Consider the following 15,890-nt stretch of genomic DNA (forward strand, 5'->3'; position numbering starts at 1 on the left):
GATCGACGCTACCTCCGCACGAGCAGATCACGCACCCACTCCAGCTCGCGCGTCACGTAGTCCACGATGTCCCCGGACTTGAGGTGCGGAGGCAGCACGTCCCAGGTGTAGGTCTCGATCTCGAGGTGCTCCGAGAGGGGAGTCTCCGCGTGCAGGCGCATGGCGTCCTCGATGCCGGACCGCGTGGTGCCGAAGGAGCCCACGTCGTCTAGGAAGACCGGCAGGTGGAAGTGGGTGCGCCACTCCCGGCTGCCGGCCGGATCGCGTCGGTATCCCGCGATGGCGTCGGCGAGGTGGAGGTGGTGGACGTCTCGTCCGTCGCGTCGCTCGGTGGTCTGGCTGAGGTAGATCGTGTCGGTGAAGGTCTCCAGCTCGGAGACGACCTCCGCGGTGACCTCGGGGACGCGCAGGGCTGACGCGGCCTGCAGCTTGAGGATCGGCACGCCGGCGCCGACGAGGGACTCCAGCGCACCGCGGATGTCCTCGAAGCCGACCGACTGGTGGCAGATGTCGAACACGACTCCGAGGTGGCGTGGGAGCAGGTCCTCGACCCGGGAGAGCGGCTCGCCGCTGAGGCGCGAGAACGCTCGGCGGCCCTCGACGGAGTAGACGCGCTGCTCGAAGAACGCGACGGTCTCCGCGGTCGTCTCGAGCCAGCACGCGGGCTCGGGCTCGAGGGCGATCGCGACCTGCACGCCCGTACGCCGTTCCAGCTCGACCAGGTGGGCGACCGCGCGCATCAGGTGCTCGACCAGCGACTGTGCGTAGTCCTCGTCGACCACGTTGGCCCGGTAGGCCAGCGGCGCCGTCTGGATGGTCGGCCGGACGCACGGGGCGGCGATGTCGGCCAGCACGTCGGCGACCTGGCAGGTGTAGTCGAGGCGAGCCTGTGTCGACCAGTCGGGCTCGTAGACGTCCTCCATCACCGAACGTCCCTTGAACGGCCCGTGCGGGAAGGCATTGACCGTGTAGACGTACAGGTCCTCGTCGCGCAGGAAGTCACGCAGCTCGGCGCGTCGCTCCGCCGAACCGGCCAGGGTCGCGGCAGAGCTCCCCGAGAGCCGCAGCGAGACCCCGAAGGGCGCGTCGGGGGAGACCCGGGCCTTCACGGCCGGCACGTAGGTCCGCAGGCTCTCCCACATCTCGGGCCAGGTGTCGCCCGGGTGCACGAGGGTGGAGTAGGTGAGGTGGCCCATCCCGTCGGGCAGCAGCACGGGTCAGCCCCTCGGCGGGATGATCCGAGCGTCCCGCAGCTGCTGGAAGAGGTCGGTGAAGGACGCGATCGTGCTCTGGTGGTCGAGGAACCCCAGCGAGCGACTCTTGGTCATGTCCGCGAAGGTCTCCATCTCGCGACCGAGGTCGGCGTCCGTGTGCCACCAGGAGGCCAGCTCCGAGGCCTTGTACGGCGCGAGGTCGTGCTTCTCCACCAGCCCTGCCCACACCTCGTCGGCGTGGCCCATGCGGTCCTCGAGCGGCTGCGGGTGACCGGGGTACTCCGCGGCGGGGACACCGAGGGCGTCTGCCACCTGGGGCCACAGCTGCCGCCAGCGGAACACCTCCCCGTTGACGGTGTTGAAGGCCTGGTTGCGGGCCCGCGGCTCCGTGGAGGACCAGAGGACGTGCCGCCCGAGGAGGCGCGCGTCGGTGAGGTCGGTGATGCCGTTGAGCTGCTGCTGGCTCCCCGGGAAGACGAAGGGCTCGCCGGTGGCGCGACAGATGGCGCCGTACACCGCCAGCGTCACGCCCATGTTCATCACGTTTCCGAGCGCGAAGCCGATGAGGGTGTGCGGGCGATGCACCGACCAGGAGAACCCTTGCTGCTCCGCCTCCGCGAAGAGGACGTCCTCCTGGTCGTAGTAGAAGTTCTCGATCGGCAGCCGCTCCTGGCTCTCGCGGAACGGAGTGTCGGCCGGAGCTGAGCCGTAGGCGTCGAAGGGACCGAGGTAGTGCTTGAGCCCGGTGACCAGCGCAACGTGCTCGAGCTTCGTGGCGCGGCCTGCCGCGGCCAGCAGGTTGGCGAGCATCGCGCTGTTCACCCGCCTGTTCTCGGCCTCGGTCTCCTGACGCGACCACGTCGTGAAGACGACGTGGCTGAACTCCTGGCCCCGGAGGGCGCGGTCGAGCGACTCGGGGTCGAGGACGTCACCACGCAGCTGCTCCACGCCGGGGATGTCGTACCGATGCGAGCGGGACAGGCCCAGGACCCGCCACCCGGCCGACGCCATCGCCTGCGCGGTGTTGAAGCCCGCTATGCCGGTGACTCCGACGACCAGAACGGTTGGTGACACGATGTCCCTCCAAGGAGCGGTGTGGGGTGTCCGGGCGGACCGGATGTCCGGCCCATCGTGATCCGCGGTGGACAATTCGTCAAGTGACGGTGAACAATGCGGGCTCAGGACTCCCCATCGTTCGCTGTTGATGATCACTCGCCGGTGAGGCGACTGGTCGCACGTGCGTCAGGCCGGGGTCTCGGCGTCAAGCGGTAGGGACAACCAAGGGGATGGGTGCATGAGTGAGTCGGAGGAGCTGCTGCCCGAGACCGGCGGGGTGGGCCAGCTGGGCAGCAAGCTGCGTGCGGCCCGTCAGCAGGCGGGTCTCTCGCTGCGCGAGCTCGCGCGACAGCTGAGCGTGTCCCCGTCCTTCCTGTCCCAGATGGAGAACGGCAAGTCCCAGCCCTCGGTGGCGACGCTCTACTCGATCGCCCAGGTGCTCGAGGTGTCCATCGACGAGCTCTTCCACACCTCCGACGAGCCCGCTCCCGACGGCGACAGCGACGCGTCCAGCAGCGGTGCTGCCGGCGACGCCCCGGCCCCGGGTGGATCACGGGACGGCGCGACGCAGGGTCGACAGGGCCGAGGTTCGCCCGGAGTGGTCAGTCGCTCGGCGATGGCCTCGCCGGCCGAGGCGTTCGACCGCGAGCCGCGCCGCCTGACCGTCAGCCGACCCGACCAGCGGCCCCGCCTGGAGATGGACTCCGGAGTGATCTGGGAGCAGCTGGCCGACTCGGCGCCCGATGTCGACTTCATCGAGATCATCTATCCGGCGGGCAGCAGCTCCACCAACGACCGCCGGATGATGCGGCACGCCGGCCAGGAGTACGGCTACCTGCTCGAGGGAGAGCTGGAGGTCACCGTCGGCTTCGAGGTGTTCACCATCGGCCCGGGTGACGCGCTGAGCTTCGACAGCTCGGTGCCGCACCTGCTGCGCAACCGCACGGACCGGGACGCGCGCGGCATCTGGTGCGTCCTGCACCGCCACTGAGCTCCAGGGTTCCGGCAGGTCACGGTTTGCCTCCCACCTCTTGACTCACACTGAACGGCTGTGAAGTATGAGTTCACAGTCGCAAGGTGCGACGTACGTCACAGAGCGAGGTCCCCGTGAAGGCTCTCCAGTTCCTCGGCGACGGCCGGCACGCCGTCAACGAGCTCGACCCGCCCACGATCGAGGAGGACGAGGTCCTCGTGGCTGCGCGCAGCGTGGGCATCTGCCACTCCGACGTCGACCTGCTCCACGGGCGCTACATCATCCCGTTCAGCTTCCCTGTCATCCCCGGGCACGAGTGGGCGGGGGAGGTGGTCGCGACGGGTCGCAAGGTGACCCGCTTCGCGCCCGGCGACCGGGTGGTCGGCGAGTGCGTCATCGGGCAGGAGCACTTCGGCTTCAGCATCAGCGGTGCGGCAGCAGAGCTCTTCGTGGCCAAGGAGGGCTGGCTGCACGCCCTTCCCGACGAGCTCAGCTGGACCCAGGGGGCCCTCGTGGAACCCTTCAGCTGCGGCTACTACGCGACCGTCCGGGCCGACAACCTCGACGCGAGTGACACGGCCTTGGTCCTCGGAGCCGGTCCGATCGGCCTGGGGGTGGTCGCGGCGTCCGCCGCCCGCGGCGTGCGGGTCATCGTCGCGGAGCCGGACGCGGAGCGGGCGGCCCTGGCCCGCAGCCTCGGCGCCGAGGCGACCATCGACCCGACCGATCCCGAGGTGGGGCAACAGCTCGACGAGCTGACCGGCGGTCGACGCGCGGACGTGGTGTTCGAGGCGAGCGGCAAGCCTGCCGCGATGGCCGCTGCCCTCGACCTGGCCGGCTTCCGGGCCCGGTTGGTCTACATCGGCATCGACGTGGGCGGCTCGGCCCCGGCCGCGCTCGGACAGATCCAGTCCAAGGAGCTGCAGGTGCGCGGCATCATCGGCTCGCCGGGGGTGTGGCCGCAGACCCTGCGGTTCCTGGCACGCACCGGGGTCGACCTCAGCCCCCTCGTCACCTCGACCTACGCCCTGGAGTCCGCGAGCGAGGCGATCGAGGCCGTGCTGGCCGACCGCACCCAGGTCAAGGTCCACGTCACGTCGGCGGCCACGCCGTGAGGGCCGGTGTCCTGCACGAGCCCGGCGACCTACGGATCGAGGACCGGGCCGACCCCGCACCCGGACCGGGCGACGTCGTGATCGAGGTGGCCTACAACGGCCTCTGCGGCACCGACGTCACCGAGTTCACCAAGGGCCCGATGATGGTTCCGCTCCACACGCGCCACCCGGGGAGCGGCCACCTCGGGCCGACCGTCCTGGGCCACGAGTTCGTCGGCACCGTCGTCGACGCKGCGCCCGACGTGCGCCACCTTGTCGGGCGCAGGGTCGCGTGCGGGGCCGGCGTGTCGTGCGGCGAGTGCGCGTGGTGTCGTCGTGGCCGCACCAACCTGTGCGCCCGCTACTTCACCCTCGGGCTGAGCGCCGACGGCGGTCTCGCGACCTACGTCGCGGCGCCGGCAGCCACCTGTGTCGAGATCTCCGATGCGTGCACCTTGGAGGCGGCGGCGCTCGCCCAGCCGCTCGCCGTCGGGGTCCACGCCGTCCGCCGCTCGGGAGTGCGCCCGGGTGACTCCGTGGTGCTGCTGGGGGCGGGCGCGATCGGGTCCTTCGTGTGCGCAGGGCTCGAGAGGCACGACGGTCCTGTCCTGGCCGTCGACGTGGATGCCGGACGGCTCGAGGTCGCCCGCGAGCTGGGGGCCACCGACACCGCGCTGGTCAGCCCCTCGGCAGGCCCGGACGAGGTCCGCGAACTGCTGCAGGACGGCGCGGACGTCGTCTTCGAGACCTCGGGCGTGCCGGGCGCGGTGGAGCGAGCGTTCGCCCTCACTGCACGCGGCGGCACCGTCCTGCTCGTCGGACTGAACAGTGCCCCGACCACCCTCAGCCTGGCGCCGGTGGTCCTGCGCGAGGTGGACGTGCGCACCACGGTCGCGCACGTGTGTGGTGACGACCTCCCTGCGGCGCTCGACGTCCTCGCCCGCCGCGACCTCGGGTCCCTGCTCGTCGACCGCGTCGTCCGCCTTGAGGACGTCGTCGACCAGGGGTTGAGACCGCTCGTGGCCGGCGAGGTCGCCGGGAAGGTGCTGGTGGACCCCCGTGGCTGAGGTCGCCGTGCTGGGAGCGGGCCGGATGGGAGCAGCGATGTGCCACCGCCTGGCCGCGGCCGGGCACCGGGTGCGGCTCTGGAACCGCACTCTCGCCCGCGCCGAGGTCGTGCGAGAGGAGATCGGCGGCTCCGGCCTGGTCACCGCGGCCTCGGCCGCCGAGTGCGTGCGCGGCGCGGAGGTCGTGCTGAGCATGCTGGCCGACGGCGACGCGACGACCGAGGTCCTGCTCGATCAGGACCTCCTCGAGGCGCTCCCCTCGGGGGCCGTGGTCTGCGACCTGGGGACCAGCGGGGTCGGTGTGGCCCGCGCGCTGTCGGCCGCCTACGCCGCCTCAGGACGGCGTTTCGTGGACTCGCCGGTCTCGGGCAGCGTGGCCACCGTGGCGGCGGGCCAGCTGCTGGTCATGGCCGCCGGAGCCCCGGAGGACATCGAGGCGGCCAGCACGGTCCTGTCGGCCTTTGCGGCCCGGGTCGTCACGGTCGGCGACGTCGGTCTCGGGCAGGCGATGAAGCTCGCGGTCAACCTCGTGGTGCACGACCTGAACTCCGCGCTGTCGGAGTGCCTGGTCCTCGCGGAGGGTGCGGGCATCGACCCGTCGACGGCGTACGACGTCCTGGAGAACAGTGCGGTCGGGGCTCCTTTCGTGCGCTACAAGCGCGCCGCCTTCCTCGAACCGGACCAGCCCGTCGCCATGAGCCTGAGCCTGGTCGCGAAGGACTTCGGTCTCATCGCCGGCCTCGCCGGAGACCAGGGCACGGGGACGCCGGTCAGCGAGGCCGCGCGCCGGGTCGTCGACGCGGCGGTGGCTGCCGGTCACGGCGATCGGGACATGGCGTACCTGCGGACCTACATGCGGTCCCGGCCCTCAGTCACCGAGTGACGTACGGGTGCACGACGGGCCCCACGTGGCCACCGTCACAAATGGTGCTGTGAACCCCTTGTGAACACCTCGCCGCACCTTGTACAGTCACAGCGAACGTGTGACGGACGGCACAGAGCGAGGCTCGCCGGTCCGCACACCCGTCCAGACAGCGAGGAGGGCAGATGGCTTCCACGGCACCGGCACCGGTGGCGGAGCGCCCCGCGCCGCGCGGCGTTCGTCCCGGCCCCCGGTTCAGCGTCTCGCGTGGACTGGTCACGATCACCGTGGCCACCGTCGCGCTGTTCGTCGCCAGTGYCCTGCTCGCCTCGACGAGTGTGAGCCGGGGTGCCCTCAGCGGCATGCTTCCCTTCGCGGCGGTGCTCGCCATCGCGGCCCTCGGTCAGACCCTCGTGATCCAGCAGGGTGGCATCGACCTCTCGGTGCCCGGTGCCATCTCCCTGATGGTCGTGATCGTGACCCACGAGCCGAAGGGTGACGACGGCAAGCTCCTCGGCGCCGTCCTGATCGCCCTCGGCGTCGCGATCGTGGCCGGGCTGCTCAACGGGTTCCTCGTCGGGCGGCTTCTGCTCAACCCGATCGTGGCGACGCTCGGCACCAACGCGCTCATGTTCGCGGGCGTGCTGGGGATCTCGGGCGGATCGCCACGTCGTACCACCGACCGGCTCGCCGGCATCGCCGGTGGGGAGAGCGCGGGGATCCCGAACGCCGTCTTCATCGCCGTCCTGGTCCTCGTCATCACCAGCGTCGTCGTGAAGCTCACGCCGGCCGGGCGGCGGTTCGAGGCGGTGGGGGCCAACCCGGCCGCCGCCTGGGCCGCCGGCCTGAGGGTGCGCACCTTCAAGGGTGCCGGCTACCTCGGCGCCCAGCTCCACTACTGGGTGGCCGGCGTGGTCCTCGCCGGCATCGTCGCCCAGCCCACCGCCTTCCAGGGCAACTCCTACCTGTTGCCGAGCGTGGCCGCGGTGGTCCTCGGCGGCACGTCGTTGCTCGGCGGCCGGGGCAACCTGCTGGCCACCGCGGTCGCGGCGCTCTTCCTCAGCCAGCTGGAGCAGTTCGTACTGGCCCTGGGCGTCAGCTTCGCCGTGCGGACGCTCGTCGAGGCCGCTGCCCTCGCCATCGGCGTCCTTCTCTACTCCGTCGACGTGCGCTCCCTCGCCGGTCGACTCCGCGGCCGGCGACGTCTCCCGGCCGCGACCTGATCGCTCGGGAGCTCCACGTCCATCTGCTCCAACCACCTCATCCGAGTACGAAAGAAAAGGGACACTCATGTTGCGACGACTCTCACGCCGCCCCTCCGCCCTGGCCGCCGTCGGGCTGACGGTCGCTGCCATGGCGCTCGCCGGTTGCGGAGGGGACAACGGCGGCAGCGACCAGGGCGAGACCTCCGCGGCCGACCTCGAGGGCGCGCCCTCCTGGTGCGGGCCCAAGAAGATCACCCTCGGGCTCACCGAYGGCTTCGGCGGCAACAGCTGGCGACTGGTCACCACCGCCTCCGGCAAGGACGAGGCCGCGAAGTGCCCCAGCGTGACCGACGTGCTGTACGCCGACGGCCAGGGCGACACCCAGAAGGCCATTTCCGACATCCAGGGGATGGTGGCCAAGGGAGTCGACGCCCTGGTCGTGTTCCCGGACGCCGGGGAGGCGATGCTCCCGGCCCTGCGCACGGCGTTCCAGGCCGGCGTCGTCACGGTGCCCTACCGCGTCGACCCGGGGGGCGAGGACGGCGTCGACTACACGAAGTACATCGCGCTGGACTCGGTCAACGACGGCGTCAACTGGGGCAACTGGATCAAGGAGATCCTCCCCGACGGCGGCAACGTCTTGTTCCTGAGCGGGCCGAAGGGCAACAGCCAGGGCCTCGGCGAGGCCGAGGGGCTGGCGGACACCCTCGACCCGGAGAAGTACACGATGATCGGTGAGCAGCCCTTCGAGGTCACCAACTGGGACCCGGCGCTGAGCCAGAAGGTGCTCACGGCGGCGATCTCCAAGTACGACAAGATCGATGTGATCGTCAGCGACTTCGGGCCGTCCCTCGTCGGCGCGCTGCCGGAGTTCACGAAGGCCGGACGCTCGATCCCGGCACTCGCGACCTCCGACGGCAACGTCCTGGGCTGCTTCTGGAAGGACAACGAGAAGGACAACCCCGACTTCAAGATGTTCTCCATCGCCACGGGCAACGACCACGTCCGCCTGGCCATGCAGTACGCCATCGCCGAGGCCACGGGCGGCGAGCTGCCGACCGAGGACACGCACCAGCACGCCGTCTTCGAGAACTCCGTGACCGGTGAGCCCAACCCGGTGGAGTGCAAGCCCGACCTGCCCGGTGACATCTACCTCTCCGCGGAGATGTCGCCCGAGGACCAGGCCGCGCTGCTCAAGTGACCGCCGCGGCCGGTCGGGTGCCCTGTCACCCGGCCGGCCCGGCTACCCAGACCGGAGGGACCCCGACCCCGTGAAGGACGACGACATGACCGAGACGACCGCTGTGGCCGTACGACCGCCGACGATGCTGCTGTCCGGCGTGTCCAAGAGCTATGCCGGTGTCGCCGCGCTGACCGACGTCTCCCTCGAGGTGCTGCCGGGCGAGGTGCACGCGCTGCTGGGGGAGAACGGCGCCGGCAAGTCGACGCTGATGGGTGTCGCCTCCGGGACCATCGAGCCCGACGGCGGCGTCCTGACGATCGACGGCGAGCAGCACGCCTCGCTGACGCCCGCGTCCGCCACGAGGTCCGGGATCGCGATCGTGCACCAGCACCCGGCCGTGCTCCCCGACCTCACGGTGGCGGAGAACCTGAGGCTGGCGCTCCCGTCGGACGTGCTCACGTCGGGAGGCCGGTCCGAGCGCGACGGCATGCGCGCGGTGCTGGACGACATCGACCTGGGGGTGCACCTCGAGGAGCGGGTCGACCACCTCTCGGTGGCCCAGAAGCACCTCCTCGAGCTGGCGAAGGCCTTCGCGGTCCGTCCGCGCATGCTCATCCTGGACGAGCCGACCGCCCCGCTCGGTCCCGACTCGGTCGATCTGCTCTTCGACCGCGTCCGGGCCCTCGCGGAGGCGGGCACGGCCGTCATCTACATCACCCACCGGCTCGCAGAGGTCCGGATGCTCGCCCAGCGCGTGACCGTGCTCCGAGACGGTCGCCTGCGCGGAAGCACCCTGGTGGACGCCGTCACCGACGACGAGCTCCTGGCGCTCATCGTCGGGCGGCAGCTGGACGCCACGTTCCCGCCGAAGCCGGCGGACGACGCGTTCGGCGACACCGTGCTCGAGGTCGCCGGGCTCTCGGGCGAAGGCTTCTCCGACGTCTCGATCACCGGGCGCCGCGGTGAGATCATCGGCGTCAGCGGGGTCGTCGGCAACGGCCAGAGCGACCTGCTCCGCGCCCTCGCGGGTCTCGCCGCCTTCGACGGCGACGTCTCCGTCTCGTCGAGGCGGCGCAGCCAGCGCCAGCTGCGCAAGGTGTCGGGCTACATGCCCGCGGACCGGCACCACGACGGCCTGATGATGACCCTGTCGGTGCGTGAGAACGCCGCGCTCAACGGGCTGGAGCGGATGACCCGCGGTCCCTTCCTCAGCCGGTCGCGCGAGCTCGAGCTCGTGGGCCGCGAGCTCGGCGAGCTGGACGTGCGTGCCCCCTCCATGGAGGCGGTCGTCGCGGCGCTGTCGGGCGGCAACCAGCAGAAGGTGGTGCTGGCGCGGACCCTGCTCGCCCGGCCGGCGATCCTGCTCGCCGACGAGCCCACCCAGGGCGTGGACGTCGGCGCCCGGGCGGAGATCTACCGGATCCTGCGCGAGGTCGCGGACGAGGGGATCCCCGTCATCGTCGCCTCCTCGGACGCCAAGGAGCTCGAGGGACTCTGCGACCGGGTGCTGGTCATGTCGCGTGGCCACGTGGTGGCAGACCTGACCGGACCCGACGTCACCGAGGAGCGGATGATCCGTGCCGCGGTGGCGTCCACCCAGCACACGAGGCAGGAGTCCCCTCAGCGGCGGGACGCCAGCCGCCCCGCCCTGCGCCGGTTCCTCGCCGGCGACTACGCCCCCGTGGCCATCCTCGCGGCGGTGATGCTCGGTCTCGGTGCCTACGTCTACAGCCAGAACACGCTCTACCTCTCGGCCTTCAACATCACCTCGATCATGATGCTGGTCGCGGCACTGGGCTTCATCGCCGTCGGCCAGAACGTCGCCCTGCTGACCGGGGGGATCGACCTCTCGGTGGGCCCGCTGGCCGGGTTCCTCGTCGTGGTCGCCTCCTTCTTCGTCAACGACGGAGCCGCGGTGACGACGATGCTGCTCGGCTTCGGGCTGATGATCGGCGCCGCCGTGGCGACGGGCCTGGTCAACGGCACCCTGATCCGGCTCGGCAACTTCACCCCGGTGGCCGCGACCCTGACGACGTACATCGCCCTCCAAGGCTTCAGCTTCCTGCTCCGCGACGCTCCCGAGGGGGTCATCTCCGCGGACGTGACCGGGTTCGTGATGCGCAAGGTCGGCCCGGTGCCGCTCGCCTTCCTGGCCCTGGTGGTGGCCGTCGCGGCCATGGAGTGGGCGCTGCGCAGGACCGAGTGGGGACTGAGGATCCGTGCCGTCGGCTCGCACGAGGACTCGGCCCGCAAGCTCGGCGTGGGGGTGGGCCGCACGGTGGTCGGGGGCTACGTCATCACGTCGCTCTTCACCTTCCTCGGCTCCCTCGTCCTGCTGGCGCAGCTCGGCATCGGCGACCCTGCTCAGGGCGTCTCCTACACGCTCAGCAGCATCACCGCCGTCGTGCTGGGCGGTACCAGCCTGCTGGGCGGTCGCGGCACCTTCGTGGGGACCCTCCTCGGCGCCGGGCTCATCGTCCAGCTCCTCAACGCCACGACCTTCCTGGGACTCAGCCAGACGTGGCAGTACCTCTTCCAGGGCGGACTGATCGTCATCGCCGCCATCCTCTACAGCCGCGTCCGCGGCTCACACTCGCCCGCCTGACGGCCCCAGAAAGGACTCCCATGCTCGCGGCCCGCTTCCACGGACAGCACGACATCCGCATCGAGGACGTTCCCACCCCGACCCCCTCGGCACCCGACGACATCCTGGTCGAGGTGCACTGGTGCGGCATCTGCGGCACCGACCTGCACGAGTACGCCGTCGGGCCGATCGTCACCCCGACGACCCCCCACCCGCTGACCGGGGTGACCCTGCCCCAGACGCTGGGGCACGAGTTCTCGGCGACCGTGGTCGAGCTCGGCTCCGACGTGCGTGACGTGGCGGTCGGAGACCGGGTCGCGATCATGCCGGCGATCGTCTGCGGTCGCTGCTACTTCTGCCGACGCGGCCAGGGCCACCTGTGCCTGGTGTTCGCCTGCACCGGCCTCAGCGCCGAGACGGGCGGGCTCGCCCAGTACGCCGTCGTCAAGGAGTACCAGGTGGCCAGGCTGCCCGACTCGGTCTCGGACCTCGAGGGTGCGGTCATCGAGCCCGCGGCCGTCGCGGCGTACGGCGTGGACCGTGCCGGGGTGACCGGTGGTGACGTCGTGCTCGTCACCGGCGCCGGACCGATCGGCATCCTCTCCGCGATGTACGCCGCGGCGGTGGGCGCCGGTGCGGTGATCGTCGCGGAGCCCAACCCCAACCGGGCGGCGCTGGCGGCCTCGCTGGACATCGGCGAGGTCCTCGACCCGACGGCACCCGGGTTCGCGGAGCGCCTGCTCGACCTCACCGACGGGATCGGCGTCGACCTCACCGTCGAGTGCTCGGGCACGAGCCCCGGCCTGGCGACCGGCATCTCCTCGACCCGTCGGGCGGGAGCGGTGGTCCAGACGGGCCTGCACACCAAGCCGGCCCAGCTCGACGCCATGGCGTTGGCGGAGAAGGACCTCTCGCTGCACGGCAGCTGGTGCTACCGGCTCACCGACTGGCCGCGCGTGATCCGGATGGTCGCCGCCGGCCGGTACCCGGTCGCCCGGGCCGTCACCGCCCAGATCGATCTCGGCGACGTCGTGACCCGGGGGTTCGACGTGCTGGTCGACCCGCAGGGCGACCAGCTCAAGGTGCTCGTGCGCTCCGGCGGTGGGACCTCGTGAGCCGGCCCGTCACCCACCCCCTCGTCCCCGCCCGTCCCTGGTGCTCCAGCGCACCGCAGTCCCGGAGGTCCTGATGCTCACACCCACCTACGGCGTCACCCAGGTCGACTGGGAGACGCGGCTCGACATGGCGCGGCTGCGCACCGAGCGCCTGGCCCGCCTCGACGCCGAGCTCCAGCGGTCCTCGCTGGGTGCCGTGCTCACCTTCGACTTCCACAACATCCGCTACATGACCGGAACCCACATCGGGACGTGGGCGATGGACAAGATGATCCGCTTCGCGCTGCTCCCGCAGGGCGGCGCTCCGGTGCTCTGGGACTTCGGCTCGGCCGCCCGGCACCACCAGCTCTACGCCCCGTGGCTCGACGAGGCCCACGCCGACCGGGAGGAGGAGCACTACGGTGCCCGCGCGGGCATCTCGACGCTGCGAGGCGCCATCTCGCCGTCGGCCGGGCGTGCCGAGGACGTCGCCGCGAAGGTCTACCAGGTGCTGGCCGAGCACGGCCTCACCGGCCAGCCCCTCGGCGTCGACATCATCGAGCCGCCCGTGATGTTCGCCCTCCAGGCGATGGGCATCGACGTGGTCGACGGCCAGCAGCTGTTCCTCGAAGCCCGCCGGATCAAGACGGTCGACGAGGTGGGACTCCTCACCCAGGCGGCCTCCATGGTCGACTCGGCGTACGAGAGCCTCTATGAGTTCCTGCGACCCGGCGTGCGGGAGAACGAGTGCGTCGGGCTGGTGAGCAAGGTCCTCTACGACCTCGGCTCCGAGCACGTGGAGGGAGTGAACGCGATCTCGGGGGAGCGGTGCTCGCCCCACCCCCACGTCTTCTCCGACCGGCTGATCCGCCCCGGGGACCCGGCGTTCTTCGACATCCTGCACAGCTTCATGGGCTACCGCACGTGCTACTACCGGACGTTCGCAGTGGGCAGCGCCTCACCGGGGATGGCCGACGCCTACAAGATCTGCCGCGAGTACATGGACCAGGCGATCGAGCTCGTGAAGCCCGGTGCCACCACCGCCGACATCGTCTCGGTGTGGCCGACGGCCCAGGAGTTCGGCTTCCCGGACGAGGAGGCGGCGTTCGCGCTGCAGTACGGACACGGCGTCGGGCTGAGCATCTGGGAGCGACCGATCTTCAGCCGACTCACCTCGCTCGACGCCCCGGAGGTGCTGGAGGAGGGGATGGTCTTCGCCCTCGAGACGTACTGGCCGGCCGCCGACGGCTGGGGTGCCGCACGCATCGAGGAGGAGGTCGTGGTCACCGCCGACGGCGCGCAGGTGATCACCAAGTTCCCGGCCGAGGAGCTGTTGGTCGCGGGACGCCGCTACTTCACCACCGGTGGCGCGCTCCCGACCCTGCGCGACAGCCAGTCGCACCTCAACACCCGCACCGCCGGCGCGGAGGGGTGAGCCGATGAACCTGCCCCTGAGCAACCACGCGTACGGCGAGCACGACCTGGTGATGCCCCCGGACGACCCCACCTCACACGACGATGCCGACATCCCCCTCGAGACCCGGCTGCGGATGTACCGCATGCTCCAGGAGATGCGCCAGTTCGAGAAGCGCGCCTACGACATGTTCATGCAGCAGCTGGTGAAGGGCACCACGCACCTCTCGCTGGGGATGGAGGCGGTCGCCGCCGGCTTCGGCGCCGCGATGCGCTCCGACGACTACACGTTCGCCACCTACCGCGGGCATGCCCACACGCTGGCGCGGGGCGTGCCGATGGAAGGGGTGCTGGCCGAGCTGCTGGGTCGTGCCAACGGCCTGCTCGGCGGCAAGGGCGGCTCCATGCACCTGACGAGCGTGGAGCACGGGGTGATGGGTTCCTACGCCATCATCGGCGCCCACCTGACCATCGCCAACGGGGCCGCCTGGTCGGCCCAGTACCGAAGGAGCGGTCAGGTCGCCGTGTGCTTCTTCGGCGACGGCACCACCAACATCGGGGCCTTCCACGAGGCCCTCAACTACGCGGCGGTCTTCAAGCTGCCGGTTGTCTTCGTCTGCGAGAACAACCAGTACATGGAGTACACCGCGATCGGTGACATCACGGCCGTACGGCGCCCGGCCGCGGATCGCGCCTCCGCCTACGGTCTGGAGCCGATCGTCGTCGACGGCAACGACGCGGACGCCGTCCACCTCGTCGCCGCGGACGCCCTCGAGCACGCCCGGTCCGGTGCCGGTCCGGTGCTCGTCGAGGCGCTGACCTACCGCCACGGCGGCCACTCGCGGGCCGACCCCGGCAAGTACAAGCCGCCGGGAGAGCTCGAGGCCTGGCTGGCCTACGACCCGATCACGGTCTACCGCGGGCGGCTCGAACGCCTCGGCGTCACCGGCGCCGAGATCGACGCCATCGACGCCGAGGTGGCCGACGCCGTCGACGAGGCCACCGAGGCCGCCAAGAACGGACCCCTGCCCGACCCGCAAGCAGCCTTCACCGACGTGTGGGCAGACGGAGGACACACATGGCGATCCTGACCTACCGCGACGCGGTGGCCCGCGGCATCGCGCAGGAGATGGAGCGCGACGAGTCGGTCGTGCTCATCGGCGAGGACGTGGCGGGTGCCGGCGGCGTCTTCAAGACCACCACCGGGCTCCTGGAGCGCTTCGGTCCCGAGCGCGTCATCGACACCCCGATCTCCGAGCAGGCCATCCTGGGCGCGGCGATGGGGGCCGCCATGACCGGGATGCGGCCGATCGCCGAGATCATGTTCTCCGACTTCTTCGCGGTCTGCTGGGACCTCGTGGTCAACGAGATGGCCAAGACGCGCTACATGACCAACGGCCAGGTCACCATCCCGCTCGTCGTCAAGAGCGGCAACGGCGGCAGCCTCCGTTTCGGGGCCCAGCACTCCCAGTCGATCGAGAACTGGGCGATGGCCGTGCCCGGCATCAAGGTGGTCGCCCCGTCGACGCCCGAGGACGTCGTCGGCCTGATGGCCGCCGCCGTGCGCAGCGACGACCCGGTGCTGTTCTTCGAGCACAAGGGCCTCTACTCGTCCAAGGGGGAGGTCCCGGACGGGCCGATCCTGGACGAGCTCGGCACCGCCAAGGTCCGCCGCGAGGGCAAGGACGCGACCGTCGTGGCCCTCGGCCTGATGGTGAGCCGGGCCCTGGCCGCCGCCGAGCAGCTGGCCGAGCGGGGCATCGACTGCGAGGTCATCGACATGCGGTCGCTGGTGCCGCTGGACGCCGCGATGGTCCTCGAGTCGCTCGGCCGGACCGGGCGGCTGTTCACCGTGGAGGAGAACCCCCGGATGCTCGGCTGGGGCTCCGAGCTGGTCGCCATCGCCGGCGACGACGGCTTCTGGGACCTCGACGGACCCATCGTCCGCATCACCACGCCGCACATCCCGCTGGCGTCCGCCGACTCCCTCGAGGACCTGATGATCCCGTCGGTGGACCGCATCCGTGACGAGATCGAGCAGGCGATGAAGGGATGACCGTGACCGCGCCGTCCGGTGCCCGCCCCCGGCGGGGCCGGCCGCGACACCACGACTCCCCCCGGGCCCGGGCCCGCGCCCGGCAAGGG

At 71.0% G+C, this 15,890-nt stretch carries 13 protein-coding genes; 11 read left to right on the top strand and 2 right to left on the bottom strand.

Features of this window, described 5'->3' with window-relative positions; genetic code table 11:
* Positions 1–8 precede the first annotated feature (8 nt).
* On the bottom strand, positions 9–1,214 hold the full coding sequence (eboE, locus tag AC1DQF_RS05375; RefSeq protein WP_477524175.1) for a metabolite traffic protein EboE: 1,206 nt from the start codon (positions 1,212–1,214) through the stop codon (positions 9–11).
* Positions 1,215–1,217: 3 nt separating this feature from the next.
* Positions 1,218–2,288 (bottom strand): SDR family oxidoreductase, encoded by a 1,071-nt coding sequence (locus AC1DQF_RS05380; RefSeq protein ID WP_477524176.1) that lies wholly within the window; start codon positions 2,286–2,288, stop codon positions 1,218–1,220.
* A 220-nt stretch (positions 2,289–2,508) separates the two neighbouring features.
* On the opposite strand from AC1DQF_RS05380, the gene AC1DQF_RS05385 reads away from it, so the two are divergent.
* The 11 genes from AC1DQF_RS05385 (at position 2,509) to AC1DQF_RS05435 (ending at position 15,801) form a co-directional block, all read left to right on the top strand.
* Complete coding sequence (locus tag AC1DQF_RS05385) at positions 2,509–3,261, top strand: helix-turn-helix domain-containing protein (protein WP_477524177.1); 753 nt, start codon at positions 2,509–2,511, stop codon at positions 3,259–3,261.
* A gap of 116 nt (positions 3,262–3,377) precedes the next feature.
* Positions 3,378–4,358: a zinc-dependent alcohol dehydrogenase gene (locus AC1DQF_RS05390; protein ID WP_477524178.1), complete on the top strand. Its 981-nt coding sequence runs from the start codon at positions 3,378–3,380 to the stop codon at positions 4,356–4,358.
* Positions 4,355–5,404: a zinc-dependent alcohol dehydrogenase gene (locus tag AC1DQF_RS05395; RefSeq protein WP_477524179.1), complete on the top strand. Its 1,050-nt coding sequence runs from the start codon at positions 4,355–4,357 to the stop codon at positions 5,402–5,404. The genes AC1DQF_RS05390 and AC1DQF_RS05395 overlap by 4 nt, the downstream gene beginning before the upstream one ends.
* Positions 5,397–6,287: an NAD(P)-dependent oxidoreductase gene (locus AC1DQF_RS05400; protein WP_477524180.1), complete on the top strand. Its 891-nt coding sequence runs from the start codon at positions 5,397–5,399 to the stop codon at positions 6,285–6,287. The genes AC1DQF_RS05395 and AC1DQF_RS05400 overlap by 8 nt, the downstream gene beginning before the upstream one ends.
* A gap of 164 nt (positions 6,288–6,451) precedes the next feature.
* On the top strand, positions 6,452–7,489 hold the full coding sequence (locus AC1DQF_RS05405; RefSeq protein ID WP_477524181.1) for an ABC transporter permease: 1,038 nt from the start codon (positions 6,452–6,454) through the stop codon (positions 7,487–7,489).
* Positions 7,490–7,556: 67 nt separating this feature from the next.
* Positions 7,557–8,672 carry a substrate-binding domain-containing protein gene (locus tag AC1DQF_RS05410; RefSeq protein WP_477524182.1) on the top strand — a complete coding sequence of 372 codons (1,116 nt, stop codon included), beginning with the start codon at positions 7,557–7,559 and terminating at the stop codon, positions 8,670–8,672.
* Between the two features lie 85 nt (positions 8,673–8,757).
* Positions 8,758–11,259: an ATP-binding cassette domain-containing protein gene (locus AC1DQF_RS05415; protein WP_477524183.1), complete on the top strand. Its 2,502-nt coding sequence runs from the start codon at positions 8,758–8,760 to the stop codon at positions 11,257–11,259.
* A 20-nt stretch (positions 11,260–11,279) separates the two neighbouring features.
* A complete protein-coding gene (locus AC1DQF_RS05420) occupies positions 11,280–12,353 on the top strand; it encodes a 2,3-butanediol dehydrogenase (RefSeq protein WP_477524184.1) in 1,074 nt (357 codons plus the stop codon).
* A gap of 73 nt (positions 12,354–12,426) precedes the next feature.
* Positions 12,427–13,767, top strand: a complete 1,341-nt coding sequence (locus AC1DQF_RS05425) for a M24 family metallopeptidase (RefSeq protein WP_477524185.1) — start codon at positions 12,427–12,429, stop codon at positions 13,765–13,767.
* A 4-nt stretch (positions 13,768–13,771) separates the two neighbouring features.
* On the top strand, positions 13,772–14,836 hold the full coding sequence (locus AC1DQF_RS05430; RefSeq protein WP_477524186.1) for a thiamine pyrophosphate-dependent dehydrogenase E1 component subunit alpha: 1,065 nt from the start codon (positions 13,772–13,774) through the stop codon (positions 14,834–14,836).
* Positions 14,824–15,801 carry an alpha-ketoacid dehydrogenase subunit beta gene (locus AC1DQF_RS05435; RefSeq protein ID WP_477524187.1) on the top strand — a complete coding sequence of 326 codons (978 nt, stop codon included), beginning with the start codon at positions 14,824–14,826 and terminating at the stop codon, positions 15,799–15,801. Before AC1DQF_RS05430 ends, AC1DQF_RS05435 begins: the two co-directional genes overlap by 13 nt.
* The last annotated feature ends 89 nt before the right edge of the window (positions 15,802–15,890 follow it).

This window comes from Nocardioides sp. P4_G4, from assembly GCF_056401085.1.

Bases quoted from the DNA above. Each gene is read 5' to 3' on its own strand.
- AC1DQF_RS05385 (WP_477524177.1), top strand. From the start codon at position 2,509: ATGAGTGAGTCGGAGGAGCTGCTGCCCGAGACCGGCGGGGTGGGCCAG.
- AC1DQF_RS05415 (WP_477524183.1), top strand. From the start codon at position 8,758: ATGACCGAGACGACCGCTGTGGCCGTACGACCGCCGACGATGCTGCTG.
- AC1DQF_RS05420 (WP_477524184.1), top strand. From the start codon at position 11,280: ATGCTCGCGGCCCGCTTCCACGGACAGCACGACATCCGCATCGAGGAC.
- AC1DQF_RS05425 (WP_477524185.1), top strand. From the start codon at position 12,427: ATGCTCACACCCACCTACGGCGTCACCCAGGTCGACTGGGAGACGCGG.
- AC1DQF_RS05430 (WP_477524186.1), top strand. From the start codon at position 13,772: ATGAACCTGCCCCTGAGCAACCACGCGTACGGCGAGCACGACCTGGTG.
- AC1DQF_RS05435 (WP_477524187.1), top strand. From the start codon at position 14,824: ATGGCGATCCTGACCTACCGCGACGCGGTGGCCCGCGGCATCGCGCAG.